General features: G+C 59.6%; 18 protein-coding genes. 5 read left to right on the top strand and 13 right to left on the bottom strand.

Features of this window, described 5'->3' with window-relative positions; genetic code table 11:
• Positions 1-4 precede the first annotated feature (4 nt).
• The 5 genes from GRAN_RS06165 to GRAN_RS26600 form a co-directional block, all read right to left on the bottom strand.
• Complete coding sequence (locus tag GRAN_RS06165) at positions 5-1084, bottom strand: ABC transporter substrate-binding protein (RefSeq protein ID WP_128912072.1); 1080 nt, start codon at positions 1082-1084, stop codon at positions 5-7.
• Positions 1085-1112: 28 nt separating this feature from the next.
• The gene (locus tag GRAN_RS06160; RefSeq protein WP_128912071.1) at positions 1113-4280 is read right to left on the bottom strand and encodes a TonB-dependent receptor; all 3168 of its coding nucleotides are present in this window, start codon (positions 4278-4280) and stop codon (positions 1113-1115) included.
• Between the two features lie 465 nt (positions 4281-4745).
• Entirely contained in the window at positions 4746-5336 is a 591-nt protein-coding gene (gene def / locus GRAN_RS06155; protein WP_128912070.1) for a peptide deformylase, read from the bottom strand.
• A gap of 259 nt (positions 5337-5595) precedes the next feature.
• Positions 5596-6573 carry a rhodanese-like domain-containing protein gene (locus GRAN_RS06150; RefSeq protein WP_206662706.1) on the bottom strand — a complete coding sequence of 326 codons (978 nt, stop codon included), beginning with the start codon at positions 6571-6573 and terminating at the stop codon, positions 5596-5598.
• Between the two features lie 288 nt (positions 6574-6861).
• Positions 6862-7257 (bottom strand): c-type cytochrome domain-containing protein, encoded by a 396-nt coding sequence (locus GRAN_RS26600; protein WP_128912069.1) that lies wholly within the window; start codon positions 7255-7257, stop codon positions 6862-6864.
• Positions 7258-7374: 117 nt separating this feature from the next.
• On the opposite strand from GRAN_RS26600, the gene GRAN_RS06140 reads away from it, so the two are divergent.
• Positions 7375-8493 carry a DUF5715 family protein gene (locus tag GRAN_RS06140; RefSeq protein WP_128912068.1) on the top strand — a complete coding sequence of 373 codons (1119 nt, stop codon included), beginning with the start codon at positions 7375-7377 and terminating at the stop codon, positions 8491-8493.
• Positions 8494-8514: 21 nt separating this feature from the next.
• Here the strand turns inward: GRAN_RS06140 and GRAN_RS06135 are convergent, their stop codons facing one another.
• The gene (locus GRAN_RS06135) at positions 8515-8967 is read right to left on the bottom strand and encodes a RidA family protein (protein ID WP_128912067.1); all 453 of its coding nucleotides are present in this window, start codon (positions 8965-8967) and stop codon (positions 8515-8517) included.
• A 187-nt stretch (positions 8968-9154) separates the two neighbouring features.
• On the opposite strand from GRAN_RS06135, the gene GRAN_RS25405 reads away from it, so the two are divergent.
• Positions 9155-9325: a hypothetical protein gene (locus GRAN_RS25405; protein WP_161570864.1), complete on the top strand. Its 171-nt coding sequence runs from the start codon at positions 9155-9157 to the stop codon at positions 9323-9325.
• A 7-nt stretch (positions 9326-9332) separates the two neighbouring features.
• Here the strand turns inward: GRAN_RS25405 and add are convergent, their stop codons facing one another.
• The 4 genes from add to GRAN_RS06120 form a co-directional block, all read right to left on the bottom strand.
• Positions 9333-10373, bottom strand: coding sequence for an adenosine deaminase (add, locus tag GRAN_RS06130; RefSeq protein WP_128912066.1), 1041 nt, complete (start codon positions 10371-10373; stop codon positions 9333-9335).
• 9 nt (positions 10374-10382) lie between these two features.
• Positions 10383-11909 (bottom strand): amino acid permease, encoded by a 1527-nt coding sequence (locus tag GRAN_RS06125; protein ID WP_241654481.1) that lies wholly within the window; start codon positions 11907-11909, stop codon positions 10383-10385.
• 174 nt (positions 11910-12083) lie between these two features.
• A complete protein-coding gene (locus tag GRAN_RS25765; protein WP_192897976.1) occupies positions 12084-12239 on the bottom strand; it encodes a hypothetical protein in 156 nt (51 codons plus the stop codon).
• Between the two features lie 55 nt (positions 12240-12294).
• Positions 12295-15051 (bottom strand): UvrD-helicase domain-containing protein, encoded by a 2757-nt coding sequence (locus GRAN_RS06120; protein WP_241654361.1) that lies wholly within the window; start codon positions 15049-15051, stop codon positions 12295-12297.
• Positions 15052-15258: 207 nt separating this feature from the next.
• Here GRAN_RS06120 and GRAN_RS06115 point away from each other — a divergent pair, with 207 nt between their 5' ends.
• The 3 genes from GRAN_RS06115 to GRAN_RS25840 all read left to right on the top strand — a co-directional run bounded on the left by GRAN_RS06115 (position 15259) and on the right by GRAN_RS25840 (position 17018).
• Positions 15259-15621, top strand: coding sequence for a hypothetical protein (locus GRAN_RS06115; RefSeq protein ID WP_128912064.1), 363 nt, complete (start codon positions 15259-15261; stop codon positions 15619-15621).
• A gap of 135 nt (positions 15622-15756) precedes the next feature.
• The gene (locus tag GRAN_RS06110) at positions 15757-16299 is read left to right on the top strand and encodes an LOG family protein (RefSeq protein ID WP_128912063.1); all 543 of its coding nucleotides are present in this window, start codon (positions 15757-15759) and stop codon (positions 16297-16299) included.
• An 89-nt stretch (positions 16300-16388) separates the two neighbouring features.
• On the top strand, positions 16389-17018 hold the full coding sequence (locus GRAN_RS25840; protein WP_128912062.1) for a hypothetical protein: 630 nt from the start codon (positions 16389-16391) through the stop codon (positions 17016-17018).
• 107 nt (positions 17019-17125) lie between these two features.
• Here the strand turns inward: GRAN_RS25840 and GRAN_RS06100 are convergent, their stop codons facing one another.
• From GRAN_RS06100 to GRAN_RS06090, 3 genes are read right to left on the bottom strand one after another with little or no spacing between them, the layout of a single operon-like run.
• Entirely contained in the window at positions 17126-17935 is an 810-nt protein-coding gene (locus tag GRAN_RS06100) for a DUF3050 domain-containing protein (protein WP_241654360.1), read from the bottom strand.
• Positions 17936-17937: 2 nt separating this feature from the next.
• A complete protein-coding gene (locus GRAN_RS06095; protein ID WP_128912061.1) occupies positions 17938-18357 on the bottom strand; it encodes a DUF971 domain-containing protein in 420 nt (139 codons plus the stop codon).
• Between the two features lie 13 nt (positions 18358-18370).
• On the bottom strand, positions 18371-19156 hold the full coding sequence (locus GRAN_RS06090) for a sulfite exporter TauE/SafE family protein (protein ID WP_128912060.1): 786 nt from the start codon (positions 19154-19156) through the stop codon (positions 18371-18373).
• Between the last annotated feature and the right edge of the window lie 15 nt (positions 19157-19171).

Below are 19171 nucleotides of genomic sequence, written 5' to 3'. Positions count from 1 at the left end.
TTCGTCAGGAGACGAGAACGCCGGCTTCCTTCTCGTGACGGGCAGCGAGCAGCGCGCGTGCCTCCTGCAGGGGGGTGAGATCCACCCACTCGTCGATGTCGAAGTCGTTGTCGAGGAAGCCGTGCTTGAGGAGAAAGTCCTTCTGGGTGCGCAGGGCTTCAACCTGTTGCGTGGTGGCGTCGACCTGAATGCCGCTGGCCAGATCTTCGAAGTAGGTCTCGAGCGCTTCGGGTGTTGTGCTCAGGTCTTTGGCGAGAAGTTCGAGGGTCTTCTCCGGATGCTCTCTTGCCCAGTCGGACGCTTCGAGCAGGCGGGCGAGGATACGGACGACGAGGTCGCGGCGTTCGCGCAAGAGGGCTCCGCTGACCACGACGTTCCGTAGCACGCCCGGGTTCACCCTTGCGTTCGCGTCGGGGTGATTGCGGGTGTCGTATATCTCGACAAGATCGAAGAACTCCGCGATATCCGCGGGGATGCGAGCGGTCACGGCATCGACCTTGTCGTTGAGAAGCCAGAGCGAAAGGTCGCGAGCGATGGAGGCGAAGACGCTCTTCTTCGGGGCCGTGCCCTTGCTGTCTGGCTCCGGCTTGTTGTGCTTCTCCTGTGGGACATCGACGAGGGTAACGTCGTCCAGCGTGAGGCCTGCGGTGCCAAGGGCTGCGTCGTAGACCTTGAGGTTCTGCGCGCGAAGGAGATCGAAGGGGGTGTCCTTGAACTTGAGGGCTGCGAGGCGTTTGCCTTTTAGATCGGCCACGGTCTTGATGCCGGACTCACGGCGGACAAAGATGGGATAGGAACCTTCGAGCCAGGAGAAAGTAACAAGTTTTGTGTCTGCACCTTTTGACCGCGCCCAGACTGCCTTGACGTGACCGGCATGGCGAAGCCAGAGGCGATCCTCATAGGGAGGGTTCGGGTTCGGGTCGAGACCGATGACTTCGGAGCGGATATCGAGATCGTGCTCAAGCGCAAACTCTTCGTCCAGAAAGCCGAGTTGCGCAGCCAGGCTGGAGTTGGTGGGAACGGCAGGGCAGCGGGAGTAGAAGAGGCTGCTGCGTGTGGATGGCGTGCTCTGCGTGTCAGACATGAAGGGCTCCTTGTGGCTATGAGGCGAGTTAGAAGAGCAGCTTGGCGGCGAACTGAAGTTGACGTGGATCGCTTGCGACCGTCACCTTGCCGAAGGTGGTTGTGCCGAAGTTGCCGGTCGGGTTCTGGAAGTTGGGATGGTTGGCGAGGTTGAAGGCCTCGGCGCGGAACTGAAAGGCGACGTCTTCGTGGATGGGGAAGGTGCGCGTGATGGCCGTGTCGACGTCGACGTAGCCGGGGCCCGTGATGACGTTGCGGCCCGCAGTTCCGAAGGTGCCGAGGGGCGCGGCCGTGAAGGCTGCCGTGTTGAACCAGGCGTTTACCGTCTTAGGACCGCTGTTGGGATTGCCTGCGATATTCGGGCGGTCCGAGAGATTGAAGCTGCCGCTGTTGTTGCTTGCGTAGTAGGGCGTGAACGGAGTGCCACCTTGTATCGTGAAGATGCCCGATAACTGCCAGCCACCGGTCACCAGTGCCGGTATACCGGAGCTCAGAAGCCGCTGCCCATGTCCAAAGGGAAGCGTGTATACAGGGCTGACGACGAAGCGCTGGCGGATGTCGAAGTCCGAGAGGCCGCGCTCACTGCGAGGATTGAGCGAGTTCTGAGGGAGAGCCTTCGAGGAGTCGCCAGCGCTGATGAGACCCGGCGTGTCATCGATGGACTTGCCGAGAGTGTAGGAGGCAAGGAAGGTGAAGTGAGAGCCGTAGGTCTGCTCTACCTTCACCAGAAGACCGTGGTAGAACGAGTCGCCTCCGTTACGGATTCCCTGAATATTCGCGAAGGTCGTGAAGGGACGGACAGGCCCCTGGTTGAGGTTGTAGCTGAGCGGAAGTTTGGTTCCCTTGGAACCGATGTACGTTGCCTCGAAGAGGATCCTCTTGTTCAAGGCCTGCTGTATCCCGAGACTCCACTCGTTGACGTACGGAGTGGGGAGACCGGCTGCGACGGCATAGGCAGTATTGGAGCTTGTAGCATTGCCCGTTCCAAATGGGTTCGAGAGCAGCACCGGATTCGCCTTGGTGGAGGTGAAGGTCTGCCCAACGGCGAAGGGGAACTGCGACTGCAGATAGGTGTAGCCCGTAGTCAAGGTCACAGCCGAGTAGAAGTATGTGCCAAACCCTCCGCGGACTACCGTGGCGGCATTCTTCAAAGGTTGCCAGGAAAAGCCAAGGCGCGGCGCGAAGTTGTTCAGATCCCAGGACGTGAGATATCGGCCCTCGCCATTGCGGCCCGCAATACGGAAGTGATCCGCAACGACGGAGTCCGTGGTTGAGGCGAGGGTCGGATCGAAGGTAGAGTACTGGTTGTCGCGGTCGGAGAACGGCGTATTGAGCTCGTAGCGAAGGCCCGCGTTAATGGTGAGGTATGGCGTGATCTTCCAATCGTCCTGGAGAAACCAGTCGTAGTTATTGACGATGGGGTGCGTCGCGCCCGCGTTGGGGCTATAGGTTACGGTGCTCGGCAGTCCAAGGAGTAAGTCGGCAAGACCATAGCCACTGGTGAAGTTAGTTGCCGTCGGCGAAAAGGAGAAGGTCGCTTTGCCAGTGCCGGTGTTCTTGTAAGACGCGGTGGAACTGATGAAAAGGAAGCCCGCCTTGAACGTATGCTTCCCGCGCAGGAAGGTGACGGAGTCGCTGATCTGCGCCGTGGTGTCATAGCGGTTCGATGGAACCATCGCACCCGTTCCCTGGTTGCCATAGCCGTTGACGCTGGTGCTGGCAAGGCCGATCGGCGAGGTCAGGTTGTATGCCGCGTTCAGCAAGCCAAAGTAGTTGCCTTGGGCGGAATCAGGATATTTCGGCTGGTGCAGACGATTGCCGCCGATGCTGAACTCATTGATCAGGGTTGGCGAGAAGGTGTGTGTCTCGCCAACGGCGATGTGAATGACCTTGAGACCCTGGCTGCAACCAAACCCTGGAAGCACGGATGTTCCGCACTGATTGTTATACGGCTCATAGGATGGGTCGTTGAAATAGTTGTAGTTAGCGAAAAGTGAGTCGCGGTTCGTCAAGGTATGATCGACGCGGCCGGATATCTCATCCATGGTCTCGCGCCGCACGTCATTGAGTGTGTAGTTGTTACTTGGCAGCCCGCCTCCAAGCGTCGCGCTCGTGGGCGAGGGATAGTATCCGGAGAGCGTTTTTCCGAGTCCGCTGATGAGACTCGGATCGATCACGTTAGGAGTCTTGAAGTCCAGGCCCGTGTACGGATTCTTGATCGAGATGCCAAGGTTTCGAAAGTCGCCGTTGAGCATCGTGGAGGTAGGAACAGTTGTTCTTGGAGAGACTGTCTGCCTGAGTCGCAGGCCTTCATAGTTCACGAAGAAGAACGTCTTATCGCGGAGGATGGGGCCGCCGAGCGTGCCCCCGAACTGATTCCTCTTGAAAGAGGGTGAGACGCCGGGAAGGGTGAAGTAATTGACCGAGTCGATTGCCTGGTTGCGAATGAATTCGAAGAGATCGCCATGGAAGCTGTTGCTTCCGCCTTTGGTCACGACATTGACCTGGGCTCCCGGCCTGCGTCCATATTCGGCAGTGTAAGTTCCGCTCTGTAGCTTGAACTCCTGGATCCCTTCGATGGATGGCCGGAACGAAGGCGCATTGGCGATCTCGTCGCTGTCATCGACGCCGTTGACGCTGAAGTTATTCGTCACTTCCGGCATGCCGACCACGTTGAAACCACCGCGATAACCAAGGCCCGAGTTCTGTGCAGGCGGATACGCACCAGGTGCGAGGAGTGCGAGCGAATAGAACTGACGATTGTTCAGCGGCAGGCCAACGACCTTGCGATTGTCGATGACGGTGCCGACCTCAGAGCTCTCCGTGGAAGTAAGAGGCGCAGCCGCGGTGACCTCAACAGTCTGGGTCGCGGAACCGACCTTGAGTGAAAAATCGGAACGGCCCTGCTGGTCCACTGCAAGGACGACACCGGTATGAACCTCGCGCTCGAAGCCGTCGTAGCTTGCGGTGACTTCGTATGTGCCTGCCTGTAGCAGAGGCACGGTGTACTGGCCGTCATCGACTGTGTCCGCCTGGCTGATCTTGTTGGTGGCCGTGTTGCGAACGATCACGTGCGCATGCCGTAGAGCCGCTCCGCTGGCATCCGTGACAAGGCCTGAGAGAGAACCACCCTGGTTCTGAGCGATGGCGAAGGACGATACCAGGATGATAGGAAAAGCACGTACCAGATGTTTCATGATCCTCTTCTTTGCTGATGTTTTTTGCGCGCAGGTTTGCTAATGCGTAGGAGCGCGCATTGCGTGTCTTATGCTGTCAGCGGCAACAACAACGACAAGGCATAGGCATCAAACTGCCTTTGGTGGCGCTAGAGGAGAATTGGATCCGGAGATACATGGACGCCTTATCGCAGTCTGTTTGTTTGATAGGGGCGCAGAAAAAGCCCGGGCAGAAACCGGGCTTCGCATGATGCTTGTCTAGACTCTTGAAGAGAGGTCAGGCTTCTTGAAGAGATGAAGATCAGCAACAACACCATGCGGCACGGCACTCAACGGCGATAACCGGAGTGCAGCAACAACGCATGGAAAAGTTGATCAACATGATTATTCTTATAGAACCACGCCTGCCTGAAGAATGCAACAGGCATGTTGCCTTTCGCCCTCTGATATTAAGATCAATATGTCTATCTGCGTTTTATTGCTTTATCACTTAGGACGAAAATGAGTTACAAGTTCCGCGGTCGATCTGGACTTCCAATGCCGGCTGTGCTGGTCGATGGAGGAGAAGCTGCGGTGCCACATGCGGTCGATATACAAGGTTCCGTGAAGGTGATCAATCTCATGCTGCAGAATCCGTGCATACCATCCCTCCGCGTCGATCTGTACAGGCTGCCCTGTCTCATTCAGTGCCCGCACTCTGACGTGTCTCGCGCGAGGCACCATCGCCACAAAGCCGGGGAGGCTGAGACAACCCTCAAAGAAACTTACCTCTGGCGGCGATAGCAACTCGATCTCAGGATTGATCAGGACATGGAATGGGACGGGCGACCGCTCCCGTTCGGCTAACTCGCCAGCTGCCACGGTAGCCTGGTATTCCGCTTTATCTTCAATAATGGCAAGTTGCAGCGACTCCCCTACCTGCGGGGCGGCCAGGCCTACACCGGGAGCATCCGCAAGCGTCTCTCGCATATGCTCGATCAATTCGCGGATACGGCCAGTGCCAATCTCCTCCGGACGAAGAGGCCTTGCTGCATCACGCAGGACAGGCTCACCAACACTCGCAATCTTTATCCTCATCTTCGGGTCCAGCCCCGGCACCCTTCGCGCTGCTGTTGTACGGCATCGAGGCGTCCTATGTCATAGACCTGCGTCCAGCGGCGCTTCTGCTCTTTGGTCCCCAATGCAAGGTACTGCTTGTAAGTGAGTGCATTGGAAAGTTCATTTGAGAACGATGGCATTTCGGCTCCTGTCCCCAGCGCGAGATACGGAGCTGGGCCGATTCTGATCGTACGATAGACTCCCGCACGGTCTTGCTGAGAGCGCTTCTCGTGAGAGGCTACGATGCTCTCAGCGTCGAACACTGCGAGGAAGACTGGCCCGCTTCCGCGATCGGCAGGCCAGCCAGTCTCCATGCATGGAAACCACCAATCATGTCCGTCGCGCGCCACAGCCCAAGATCCTGGAGAGCGGCAGCGGCGAGGCTCGAGGTGTACCCCTCGGAGCAGAAAAGAATGACCCGGAGATCATGATCGGTCGCGACCGGCAACCGAGCGCTGGAGAGCGGATCGAGCCGCCACTCCAGCACGTTCCGCTCGATGACCAGGGCGCCCGGAATAGTACCCTCAATCGCGCGCTGGCCCTCGGGACGAATATCGACGAACAGGGCCTGCTTTCCAATCAGCTCCCGATAGACCACATCAGGTGGCAGGCGTTGCAGGCGGGTGCGCGCCACGGAAAGCACCTGCTCGATGCTCAGGACGACAGGCCGGTCATTCAGTTTCTCTTTGTTCTCTCTCCGCTTCCAATCTGTTCCTTCAGCCTCCTCGGACGCGCGCTCGCGCGGTACGAGCTCACCGCCAGCCAGTTCGTACTCGTTCATCTCACTGAGTGGAGGCGAATAGGCGTGGATGCTGATGGCCGGCGCCAGGGAAGCATTGCGGACATCGTGCGCGTAGCCGGTGCCGAATATGCGCGGCTCCCCTGGACGGATCGTGAGGGGCTGCTCCCCTGGACGATGCTCCTCGAGAATGCCCGTCGCCACCACGAAGGCTCCCGCGGAGTCGCCATGGTCGTGGAACCCGGTAGACTGCCCTGGCAGCCAGCTGATGACCCAGATGTCATGGTCCGCACCGTCATATAACCGCTCGTACCAACGGTGTTCAGCACGGAGTCTTACCCGATCGACCCATCGATTCGACGAAGCGACCAGCGAGATAATACCGGCGAGCTCCTCTGAGGTCTTTAGGATCATGCCGGATCCCGCGGACGTGATCTCGCCGCCGTGGGCAAGCTGTTCGTCTCTTCTGATTTCCATAAAACTCTCTCCGAAGGCACGGCTCGCGACAGGCCACCACACGCAAGTGTTGGCAAATTCCATGCAAGCCAGGGATGTGAGGGTTCGGATGAGTTCCGGAGACGGCGTTTCAGAAGGCTCTGGGAAGGTCGCAGCTCACCCGACGGAGGGTCGGCAGCAACGACAACGAGGAAGCCCGAAAAACGCCATAACCGACGCTAGCATGGCCCCGACGATCCGGTCAACGGCAAACCATCCACGGGAAGGACACCAAGGACACGAGGGGAAATCGAGAATCGAGATAGCGTTCTAAGGCTTCGGAATGTCCACCGGCATGATCGCCCCCGCCCGGATCCACCGTTCGATGGTTCCGATATCGCCATCGGAAAGTTTGCTCTTCTCCGGCATCGGCTTTGGACTCCCGTTCTGCCCCTCGTGCCGTATTGCCTTCACCATCAACGACTTACTTGGATCCCCGGGAACCAGCACGGCCCCATCCTTGCCCCCTTTGTACATCCCCGCCCGAGTCGACATGTTCAATCCGCCCCGATGATTCATGCCTCCATGACACCGAAAACACTGGTTCTCGAAGATCGGTCTCACGTGCTGGACGTAAAACTCTGGCCGAGCCTCCTCTTGTCCCAACAACCCCTTACCCGACAACGAGATAAGCCCCAAACCTAAAGCCACCCAGACGCTCCGCATCCACGCTCCTAATAACCAACTCAGCAACAGAACCCAACCCGCCACTCCCCACCAATCATACCCATCCCCTACTCTAAAGAGGCTCTGGCGCTCTTCTCGGCCTCCCACAATCTGCTGATGCGTTCCACGCTAACCCGTTTGTTTGCAGCGTTCGCGGCCCTGTTTTTGCTTCCGGTTTCGCTCCTTGCCTACCATTCCCGCACGACCGGAATCAAGCCTCCGCGTCCCCAGGTGCGCTTCCATCCGACCCACGAAGCCCACTGGGTCCGCCCTGCAGGCAGGCAAGCGATCAAGTCCCGCGAACTCTCCCGCAAAGCAGACTCTCGCCACAAACGCGCGGAACTCGCGGTGAAGGAACCAGTGAGACGCGGTCGCAAGCAGGCCGCCACTCCCGTCAAGCTCTTGAAGGCCAGGCAAAGTCACCGGCGAATCACGAAAGCAGCACAAACGAGAGCACTTTCCGCCGACGAACCAGACGAGAGCACTCCGAAGTCAGTCCCTCAACCGAGCGTCCCCACCTCCGTTGTGAGCGTCATCCGCCAGGACGCAGTACACCCGCAAGTCGCTCCAGCCGAGGAGGTGGTGGCCTCAGCCGAGGTCGTTCCCGGCCTCTACGACGGACGCGGTCACCTCAATATGCCTGCAGCGCTTCGTGGCAGCCACGAGGTGTTGGTGCACCAGAACCTCATGGCCGACCAGGATGGCCTCACCCGCATACAGGATGACGACGATCTCCTCGACATGCGGCAGAAGAAGATGCTGGTGGCCTTACCGGTGAACGAAGGCCTCCGGATCGACGAGCGGCTTCCCGTGAACCGCAGATTCTGCAGGCCCTGGGTTGCGCAGTTTCTGCTCGCGGTGGGCCGGGCCCACTACGCACAGTTCCATGCGCCGCTTCAGATCAACTCGGCCGTGCGCACTGTTTCATTTCAGTTGAGGTTGATGCGGACGAATGGCAACGCGGCGCAGGCGGATGGGGAGGCAGCGTCACCCCATCTGACGGGGCAGGCAATTGATCTTGGGAAGAAGGGAATGTCGCAGGCGGAGATCGCCTGGATGCGCCTCTACCTCACGCCGCTTCTGGACGACGGGCGCATCGATGTCGAAGAGGAGTTTCAGCAGGCCTGTTTTCATCTCAGCGTCTACAAGCGGTATGCGCCCATGTCGGTAGCCCCGCCGCGAGTCATCGCAACGCACCGAACCGTTACGCCGGCCCTGGCGGCCACCCTCGAGTAGCCGCCAGAGCCACGCGCGTCATTACTGCTTGACGGCGATGGCGGAGATTTCGATCTTGGCGTCGCCGATCAGTCCGGCGACCTTGACCGTCGCACGGGCAGGCTTGGGGTCGGGCATAAGCTTCTTGTAGACAGCGTTCATAGCTGGCACATCGGCGAGGTCGGTTACGTAGACCGTGACGTTCACGATGTCCGTGACCTTGAAGCCGGCGTCTTCGACGATCTTCTTGATGATGTTGAGGGTGTTGGTCGTCTGCAGGGTGATGTCGGTCCCGGTCACCTTGCCATTCTCATCGGGGCCTTGCTGACCGGCGACGTAGAGGGTGTTGCCTGCGACGTAGGCGTTGCTGAAGGGCATGCCCTGCTTGAACCCGATAGCCTTGTTCTGCGCGGACGCTGAGGCCGAGGCGCAAAGGGCAATGAGGGCAGCGAGAAAGAGGCTTCGCTTCGCAAAGGCAACAGTGTGATTCTTCATCGTTCGTCTCCTGTGTTCTGATACATCTTCTCACTTCGAAGGAAGTGGAATTTCCGGGGTGGGGTGACATCAGCGTCGTCGGGTGCATCCGCATCCCTTACGTGAGCCTTCGTGCCGGCAAGCAGGCGGAGACCTGACGCTTCCGTGGTATTTTGCCCCATCATAATGTGTCGATAGTCTCTCCACCATGGAAATTCAGGAAGACGCCAAACAACAACTTGACCGCAGGATCCACGACCTCGAACGCGAGATCCGGAGACTCGAACCCATTGAACGCACCTGGTTTCAGCGTGTAGTCCAGGAGAAGCGCCACCAGCTCGTCCACATGCTCCACCAGCGCGAGCTGCTGGGCGATTAGCCCGAACCTACCAGCCGAACTGCTCTACTTTTTGGAGCAGTGCAATCTTCCGCTCCGCAGGCAGAAAGCTCGCCTCGACCGAGTTGGCCGCCAGCTCCCGCATCTGCTCCAGCGTGAACCCATACCGCTCGTACGCCAGGATGTACTCGCCCAGCAGGTTGCTCCCGAACATCGGCGGATCGTCCGAGTTCAGCGTCACCATCAGCCCGCGATCGAAGTACTCCTTCACCGGATGCGCGTCGAAGTCGGCGCAACACCCCGTCCGGATATTGCTCGTCACGTTCATCTCCAGCGGAATCTGCTTCTCGGCCAACACCTCCATCAGCTCCGGATCTTCCTTCGCCGTGAGTGCATGCCCAATCCGCTCCGCCCCGATATTGATCGCCGACCAGATACTAGCCGGCCCCGTTGACTCCCCCGCATGCGCCGTCAGCCGTAGCCCAGCCTCCCGAGCCTCTTCATAGAGCTCCCGAAAGAGATCCGCCCCACCTCGCGCCTCATCTCCGCCGATCCCGATCCCAACAATGCTCGGAAACTCCTTCCGCATGGCCGCCGCCGCCCGAAACACAACCGCCGCCTCCTCGACCCCGAAGTGCCGCACCGCATCGATCAGCCAGTAAACGGTCGTGCCAAACTCCGCCTCACCCCGCGTCCGCCCCCGCTCGATCGCCAACATCACGTCATCGACCGCAAGCCGCCCCTGCCGGTTCAGAATCCCGAACGAGATATACACCTCAGCATGCACCACACCCTGCGCCGCCAGCTCCCGAACCATGGTGTACGTCATGAACTCGTAGTCATCCGGGGTCCGCAGCCTCTCCGTCACTGCCTTGAAGGCCATCAGAAACCCATGAAAGTTGGCATAGCGATAAAGCTGTTGAGCCCCCGCGAGCGTCAACGGCTCCGCATCATGCCGCTCGCTCAGCGCAACCAGCGTCTCGGGCAGAATCGTGCCCTCAAGATGCAGATGCAGCTCCACTTTAGGAAGCTTGCGGAGCCATACCTCCGGCTCAAGCTCCAGCTCAGGTTTCGGAATCCGACGTGCCATCCCTATAGTTTACGCGCCCGGCCCGGGGTAGAACTCACTCCGCTTCCTGCTGTAAAGGAAGTAAACTCCCAGCCCGATCACCAGCCACGCAAAGAACCGCAGCCACGTAAGAATCGGCAGACCTGCCATCAGCAGCGTACAGAAGATGATGCTGAGCATCGGAATCACCGGCCCAAGCGGCACCCGGAACCCTCGCCGCCGCGCCGGCTCCCGATACCGCAACACCAGCACCCCCACCGACACCAGCACAAACGCAAACAGTGTTCCGATGTTCGATAGCTCCGCAAACGTCCCAACATCGAACAGCCCCGCCGGAATCGCCACCAGCACCGCCGCAAACCACGTAGCATTCGCCGGCGTCCGAAACCGCGGATGAATCACGCTGAACCAGTCCGGCAGCAGCCGGTCCCGCGACATCGCAAACCAAACCCGGGCCTGCCCCATCTGGAACACCAGCAGGGAAGAGATCATCCCAAGCAGCGCCCCGCACAGCACGCCAAGCCGAACCCAGTGCAGCTTGTGCCCACCCGGCAGCACCGATAGCTTCTTCAGCGCGTTCACCACCGGAGCCGCGTCGCCCACCATCGTGTCCCACTTCACAATGCCCGTCAGCACAATCGCCACCGCGCAGTACAAAATCGTGCAGATGATCAGCGTCGCCAGAATCCCGATGGGCACATCCCGTTGCGGCTGTTTACACTCTTCCGCCGCCGTCGAAACCGAATCGAACCCAATATACGTAAAGAAGATGATCGACCCACCGGTCAGCACGCCCGACCAGCCATTCGGAGAAAACGGGTGATAGTTCCCGGGATGAATGAACCCGATCCCAAAGAAGACAAACAGCAGGATCGCCACGATCTTCAACAACACCATGATGTTGTTGGTCCGCGCCGACTCCCGAATCCCCCGCACCAGCACAACTGAAAGCAGCATCACCACGAGAAATGCCGGAATATTGAAGCCCGAATGCCAGCCCGGCAGATAAATGTCCTTCCCGGCCAGATCCTGCAGACCCTGCGGCAGGTAAGCCGGCGATAGCCACTTCGGGCTCAGCCGCAGCCCAAGCCAGTCCATCAGATCGACAACATGCGCCGCGAACCCCACTGACACGCTCATATTCGAGAATGCATACTCGAGCACAAGATCCCACCCGATGATCCAAGCCACAAGCTCGCCCATCGTTGCGTAGGTGTACGTATAAGCCGACCCCGCAATCGGAATCATGGACGCCAGCTCCGCATAGCAGAGCCCCGTCAACGCACACACGATCGCCACCAGCACAAGCGACAACGCCAGCGCGGGCCCCGCTCCCGGCCGTCCAGCCAGTGCGGAGTGATGCAGAATGTAGTCCAGAACCGGGGTCTTCAGCACGCTCCCCGAAACCGCCCCTGAAGACATATCTCCAGAAATCGCCGTGCCGATGACAGTGAAGATCCCCGACCCGATTACCGCCCCGATGCCCAGAGCTGTCAAAGAGACCGGACCAAGCGTCTTGCGCAGCGCGTGTTCCGGCCGCTCAGACTCTCGAATCAGTTTGTCGATGGACTTCGTTGCGAAGATTTGCCGGGCCAGTGTGCTCGCTCCCTGAATCTTGAGGTCTTCCCGGTTGTGGGAAAGGCTATGGTTCGGGCGTTACGTGCTTCACACTTCGTGTCCCTGGTGCGGGTCTAGAGCAGGGCAGCTCCCGCCAAGGAGCCGCCCAAAAAGCTAGCGCTTGCTCTGACCGCGTGCAGCCTTCTTCAGCTTCTGCTTGTTTTCGCCACGAGCACCCGTACGCGGAGCCTTCGGGGCCGCCTTCTTGCGAGCCGCGCGCTTGATCTTCTTGCGTTCCTGGGTGTCGGTAATGCTCTTTGTATTCGCCATGAGTCGATGCCAATCTTTCTACATACAGAATGTCGGAGTTTTTGCCCGGCGCGCATTAGAGGATCTGGAGCTGGGCAAACTTCTCCACCAGCTTCTTCACGCCGTGCTGTTGAAATTGTACTGTAATCTTCGCGTCATCTCCGTCGCCCTCCCGCTGAATTACCATCCCCTCGCCATACTTCGGGTGTTTCACGCGAACCGCACGCTGCAAACCCGTCTTGCCCGTAGGCTCCGGAACCGCCAGCTTCGGCCTTGAGACCTTCTGCCCGCGCGCCGCAAAGAAGTTCGCGACGTTATCCAGCGATCCCGACCCGCCCGCCCGAGCCGCATACGAAGGCCGGCCATTCACCCCCGGAGCACCCGAAGGCCGCGCCCGTCCCCCACTCTGATCCTCGTCCTCATAGGAGTAGTGCCGCTCCCCATCCTCATATCCCGCCCGGACCCCATACCCGGACCCCGCCCTGTACGCAGGCCGCATCCCCGGACTCCCCAGATCCTCCACCAGCCTCGAAGGCACCTCTTCGAGAAACCGCGAAGCCACGCTCCCCTCAGGCATGTCGCTTCCATACCGCCGCCGATACCGCGCCCGCGTCATGATCAACGTATCCATCGCCCGCGTCATCCCCACGTAGCAGAGCCGCCGCTCCTCCTCCATCTGCGTCGGATCCACCAGCGTCCGCGAGTGCGGAAACAACCCCTCCTCCATGCCTGCCAGGAACACCAGAGGAAACTCGAGTCCCTTCGCCGCATGCAGCGTCATCAGCGTCACCCGCGCCTCGGCTGAGTACGAGTCCGCATCCGACACCAGCGCCGCGTGATCCAGAAACTCGTGCAGCGTCTCCCCGCGCTCCTGCGCGTCCTGCGCCGCATTCGCAAGTTCCTTCAGGTTCTCGATCCGCGAAAACGACTCCGGCGTAGCCTCTTCTTCAAGAGCCCGGAGGTACCCACTGCGATCGTTCAGAAACTTGATCAACTCCGGCAAGGTAGCCGCATCCCCAGGCTTCCTGAAAGCCGGACGCTCCTCCACCTTCGGCTCTTCCTGTGCAGCTTTTATCGCCGCAGCCTTCTCACGCTTCGTAGCCGCGGCACTCTTGAGCACCACCGGAGCAAACGGATTAAAGCCGGCCGCGATCCCATGCGCCGCATCCGAGTCCGAAGCATTCTCCGCCGCGATCGTCGAAATCTCCTCGCTCGGCCCAAAATCGAATCCAAAGTTGAAACTCGTATCGAACGAAGTATCCGCAGTCTCATCCGCTCCGGTCTCGCTCGGCCCAGCCTCATCGCCAAACCCGAACGAGACATCGGCATCTTCTACTTCAGCAGCATCCGAAGCCCCAACATCAGCAGCCAACTTCTCCGCGAACTCAGTCCCAAGCATCGCCTGCGCATCTTCAATCAGCCTTCGAAAACTAGCCAGCGCCATCAGCGCCCGTTGCGGCAGAAGCTTATCCTGGATCACCCGAGCAATCGCGTCCCACGTACTGATGCCGGTGGTGAGCGCAATCCTCTCCAGCACCTCCATCGTCGTCTTCCCAATGCCGCGAGCCGGCGAGTTGATCACGCGATTCAGCGCAATCGAATCGTTCGTGTTCTGCACCAGCTTCATGTAACTCAGGATGTCCTTGACCTCAGCCCGGTCATAGAACGAGAAGCCCCCAACCATGTGGTACTGAATCTGATATCGCCGAAGCGCCTCTTCCACGAGGCGCGACTGCGAGTTAGTCCGATATAACACCGCGCATCGCGGAGCCTCTTCCGACTCACCCGCCGTCTTCAAATACTTATTCACGCGGTCCGCAATAAACAGTGCTTCGTTTTCTCCATCCGGAGCCTCGTAGTACCCAATCAGCGACCCACCTTCACGCGAGGTCCAGAGGTTCTTCCCCTTCCTCTGCGTGTTCTGCGCAACCACGGCAGAGGCCCCTTCGAGAATGATCTGCGTCGACCGGTAGTTCTGCTCCAGCCGAATCGTCCGCGCAGCAGGGAAGTCCTTCTCGAAATCAAGAATGTTCTTGATATCCGCGCCGCGCCAGCTATAGATCGACTGATCCTCATCGCCGACCACGCACACATTCCCATGCGACCCAAGCAGCTTCATCAACTCGTACTGCGGCTTGTTCGTATCCTGGTACTCGTCGATCAAAAGATATCTGTAACGCCGGTTGTAACGATCTCTTACTTCGCTCGATGTCTTCAGCAGCCTTACCGTCTCAAGGAGTAAGTCGTCGAAGTCCAAAGCATTCGCCTTGAATAACTCCTTCCGGTAAATCTCGAAGATGTGCGCGATCTTCTCTTCCATCGGGTTAGTCGATGCAAGGAAGTACTCCTGCGGATCGATCATGTGGTTCTTCGCCCAGCTAATACGGCCAAGCGCGACCCGAGGCTTCAACTGCTTGTCATCGATCGCAAGCCTCTTCAACGCCTGCTTCACCACCGCCTGCTGATCTGTCTCGTCATAGATCGCGAACGTCTTCGTCAGCCCCACGCCATTGGTTCTTAGCGCCTCGATATCCCGCCGCAGCACCCTCACGCAAAAGCTGTGAAACGTAGCCAGCGTAGGCTTCGCCAGCGACGTATGCCCCATGATCTTGTCGACCCGCTCGGCCATCTCCTTCGCGGCCTTGTTCGTAAACGTCACCGCAAGAATCGAGTCCGCGGGAACCCCGCGCTCCTGGATCAGGTACGCGATTCGATGCGTGATCACGCGGGTTTTTCCACTGCCAGCACCCGCAAGCAGAAGCACCGGTCCATCGACGGACTGTATGCCATCCTGCTGCTGCGGATTCATTTTTTCAAGAAGGTGAGACGCCATGCCAACACTCCAGCCTCCATCTTAATCGTCCATTCACCGGACACCTAATCCATTCCACCCTGTACGAATCCGGACAACTTAATTCACAGAGTGTTCGATAAGAACCACGGAACCTTCTCACATTCACTGCGTATAACCAAGTGCGACGGTAAGGGTGGCCGGCACCTCTTCCCGATACGCAACATAGATCCAAACCGGAGAATCGCCATGATGACCAAATCGTTCAAAGCATCCGCCCTGAAGTCCGCCGTCGTCCTCGCCACTCTCGCCGTCACCCTCGCTCCGAGCGCTGCCTTCGCGTCGTCGCTCCACGTCACTCCGTCTGTCCACGCCTTCTTCGGCGATAAGGTCAAGACCATCCACTTCAACGTCCGCAACTCCTCCGGCGCACCTATCGAGCTCAAGGCCGGCGACCAGGTCATGACCGTAGCCGCGGGCCAGACCATGGAGCTCAAGCTTCCCAACGGCACCCGCGTCATCAACAACGTCAAGACCGACAAGCGTGAAGCCGGCGCCGTCATCTGCGAAGTCTCGAGCGCCCTTAACGACAGCACCGTCGTCCTCAACTAACAACCAACTCACCCCGGTCGCCTGCGGCAATGGACGACCCAACATGAGGCCAGCCGGGGGAGAGCGCCACCATCCGCTCTCCCCGACCTGCCCCTTCGCACCACTCTCACTCGACCCTGCGACAATAGGTGCAGTATGTCGATACAAAACATCGCCGTCTTCTGCGCCTCGGCCGAAGGCGCCCGCCCCATCTACCGCGAGCAGGCCGAAGCCTTCGGCCGCGCCCTCGCCGCCCGCAACATCGGCCTCATCTACGGCGGCGCAAAGGTTGGCCTCATGGGCGCTGTAGCCGAGGCCACCATCAACGCCGGAGGCCGCGTCGTAGGCGTGATTCCCGAAGTCCTCGTCGACCTCGAGGTCGCTCACGACGGCCTCTCCGAGCTCCATATCGTCGACACCATGCACACCCGCAAAGCGATGATGGGCGACCGCGCCGACGCCTTCGTCATTCTGCCCGGCGGCTTCGGCACCATGGAAGAGCTCTTCGAAGTCCTCGCCTGGCAAACCCTCAAGCTCCACGCCAAACCCATCCTCCTCCTCAACACCGACGGTTTCTACAACCCGCTCCTGGCCTTTCTCGACCACTGCGTCACCGAGCGCGTCCTCAAGCCTCACAACCGCGCCATCCTCCTCGTCGCCGACACCGTCGAAGACGCCCTCACCCAACTAGGTCTCTAGCTCACAAGACAACGCACAGCCGCCAGCCCGCGTCTCAATTGTAGCGAAGAAATGGCGAATCCAGCCGTCCGCGCAAGTGAGGAACCAACATGGCACACCGCGAAGTAGTGCTCGACCAACCCGTCATTGTGGACGAACAATCCGAAGCCCTCCGTCACGCCACCGAGCGCGCCGAGCAAGCCGAAGCCGAACTCGCCAAGCTCAAGCAAGGCGTAGCCGCCAGCCACCGTGAAAAGCCCGCCCCAACCGCGAAGCACGTAGGCATCGACGACGCAGCCCTCAAGAACCCACCGTCCCCGAGCACAGCCGGAGAAGCCACAGGCCAGGGTGGCGAATCAGAGCTCCGCAAAGACTCCATGATGGCCCACCTCCTCGACTCCCTCAACGAAGGCAAAGACATCGGCCACTACGGCCGCCTTGTCTTCGCGATGGTCGCCCGCCACTTCATGCCCCATGAAGAAGTCCTCGCCTACCTCACCAAGGATCGCGACTTCTCCGAAGAGCAAGCCACCCTCATGCTCAAACAGGTCGAAGGCCGCGACTACAACCCACCCAAGCGCGACCGCATCCTCGAGTGGCAGAGCGAGCAGGACTTCCCCATCCTCCCCAATCCCGAAGATCCTGATTGCGGCAACCTCTACCGCAACCTGAAATTCCCCGAAGCCATCTACGACCACATCGGCCACTACCAGGAACAAAAGCTCGAATCCAACGAGTAACTTTCGCCGTTGCTTTTCGAAAAAGCCCGGGTGCCCCACCCTCACCGACAGCTTCACCGTCGGTTAGGGTGGGAACGTAGGCCGCCCAACGGGGAGTCGTTGTCTTCCTATCTCACCCCAACCAGCCGCCCCGTCTCAATCCCCACCACGATCCCATCCCAAAGCGCAATCCTCGCCAGCAAAGCCTCTTCCGCGGCCTCACCCGCCTCCGTCCAGCGAACCTCATCTGACCCACACAACTCCGCGATCATCCGCAGCGCCATCGGTCCATGCTCATCCCCATCGACCTCGATATGCCGCTCCATGTACCACCGCAGCATCTCGAGCCGCCCGGACATAGCCTCATTCTGATCCCGAATGAAGCTCCGAAACATATCCGGAATCAAATCCTCCCGGCCAAACGTAAACGCCGCCGCCACTGCATGCAGCTTACCCGTCGCAATGCACCCAAACGTAGTCCGGACAAACTCCCGGGCCGCCGCCGGAATCCCATCCAGCAACTCCTCAACCGCAACCCCACGCCGCACGCCTGAGATAAACCCATCGATCGCCGCCGTCGAAGCCCCGCAAAGCCGCATCGCCGAGAGATAAATCTCGAAGTGGCTCGCCGGCCTCCCCGCATAGAGATCGCTCTCTTCCCCAAGCACAATCTCATTGATCAGCCTGCGCGAAACCGGAAACGTACTTGGCACCCATGGCACCTCAACGCAGGTCAACCCACGCTGCAGCGTCTTCAGCAGCGACATGAAGTCCCACACCGCGAACACATGCGCCTCCATAAACAGCCGCAGGTCTTCAATCGACCGAAAGGTCCGATAAAGCTTATGCTCCGCCAGTCGCACATAAAGCGGCTTCAGCCTCTCCGCAAGCTCCTGCAGCGCCACCGGCTGCGCATCGTTCCAACCCACCATCTCCATCCCTAAACCTCCGCTCCTTCCGGCAATCGCCGCAGATACTCCCACGAGTAGATGCCGCTCTCATGCCCATCGTTCCACTTGAACCGAAGCGCATACTTCCCGACAGCGTTCGCTTCCAGCGGACGAATCTTCTCCTTGAACATTGGAAGCAGCGTAGCCGGCTGCGCCTTTGGAATCCCCGGCTTCCTCCCATCCGCGTCTCTTGCCTCATGGCAAGTAGCACACGGACAAGCCTCTCGCAGCCACGCAAACGTCCACTTGCTCCTGTGCCCGTCCCGCCAGTCGATCTCGACGCCCGTCCCTTCCGTCTTCATCACCCTGACCTTCGCCGGAGTCACCGCATCCACAGGCAGCTTCACCTCGGGCTGAGCCTCCCGCTCCGCCTGCTCCTGGCTCACAATCCGAATTCCCTCATGACTCATCGCTCACGCTCCATCAACCCTTCCAGAAAAAGTACCCCGCGATCACACACCCGGTCGACACCACAATCGCCCGCAGCACATCCGGGTTTGTCCTCCGCGCGTACTTCGCGCCCACCCATCCGCCGCCCGCCGCAAACACCATCGAGATCAGGCAGTAGTGCCACAGCACCCGTCCGCTGATCACGAACGTCACGATCGCGCAGAAGTTTGAGAGGCAGGCCGCAAGAACCTTCAGCGAGTTCAGCACGTGCATCTCTTCCACGCCGAACAGCGCCAGGATCGTCATGATCAGGAACCCGCCGCCAGCGCCGAAATACCCGATGTAAAAGCAAACCGGAATCGTGCACAGGAACACCCACATCAACGGCAGCGGCCTCTCGCCCACATGATCCGGATGTGCCTTCGACCGCGACCGCAGCCACTTCGAAATCGGCCCGCTCACCCCGAAGATCAGCGCCCCGCCAAGCATCAGCCACGGGATCAGGTGCATGAACGTCACCTGCTTCGTCTTCAGCAGCGTAATCGCCCCACCCACCCCGCCAAGAATCGAAGCCACCGAGATCAGCGGCAGCAGATCCTTCCGCATATCCCCGCGGAGCGCCGCCAGGGAGGTCAACTGACCCGGCCAAAGCGCAACCGTATTCGTCGCATTCGCCTCGACCGGAGGTACCCCCATCGCGATCATCGCCGGAAACGAGATAAACGAGCCCCCACCCGCCATCGCGTTCATCACCCCGGCAAGAAACGAGGCAGCCACCAGCCAAACGAAGTTCCAGTGCGTACTTAATCCAGAAATCATTCTCTCTTCATTGTA

This window comes from Granulicella sibirica, from assembly GCF_004115155.1.
Lineage (GTDB): Bacteria > Acidobacteriota > Terriglobia > Terriglobales > Acidobacteriaceae > Edaphobacter > Edaphobacter sibiricus.
The sequence above is the reverse complement of the archived record's forward strand: the minus strand, read 5'-3'. Positions and strand labels throughout refer to the sequence as shown.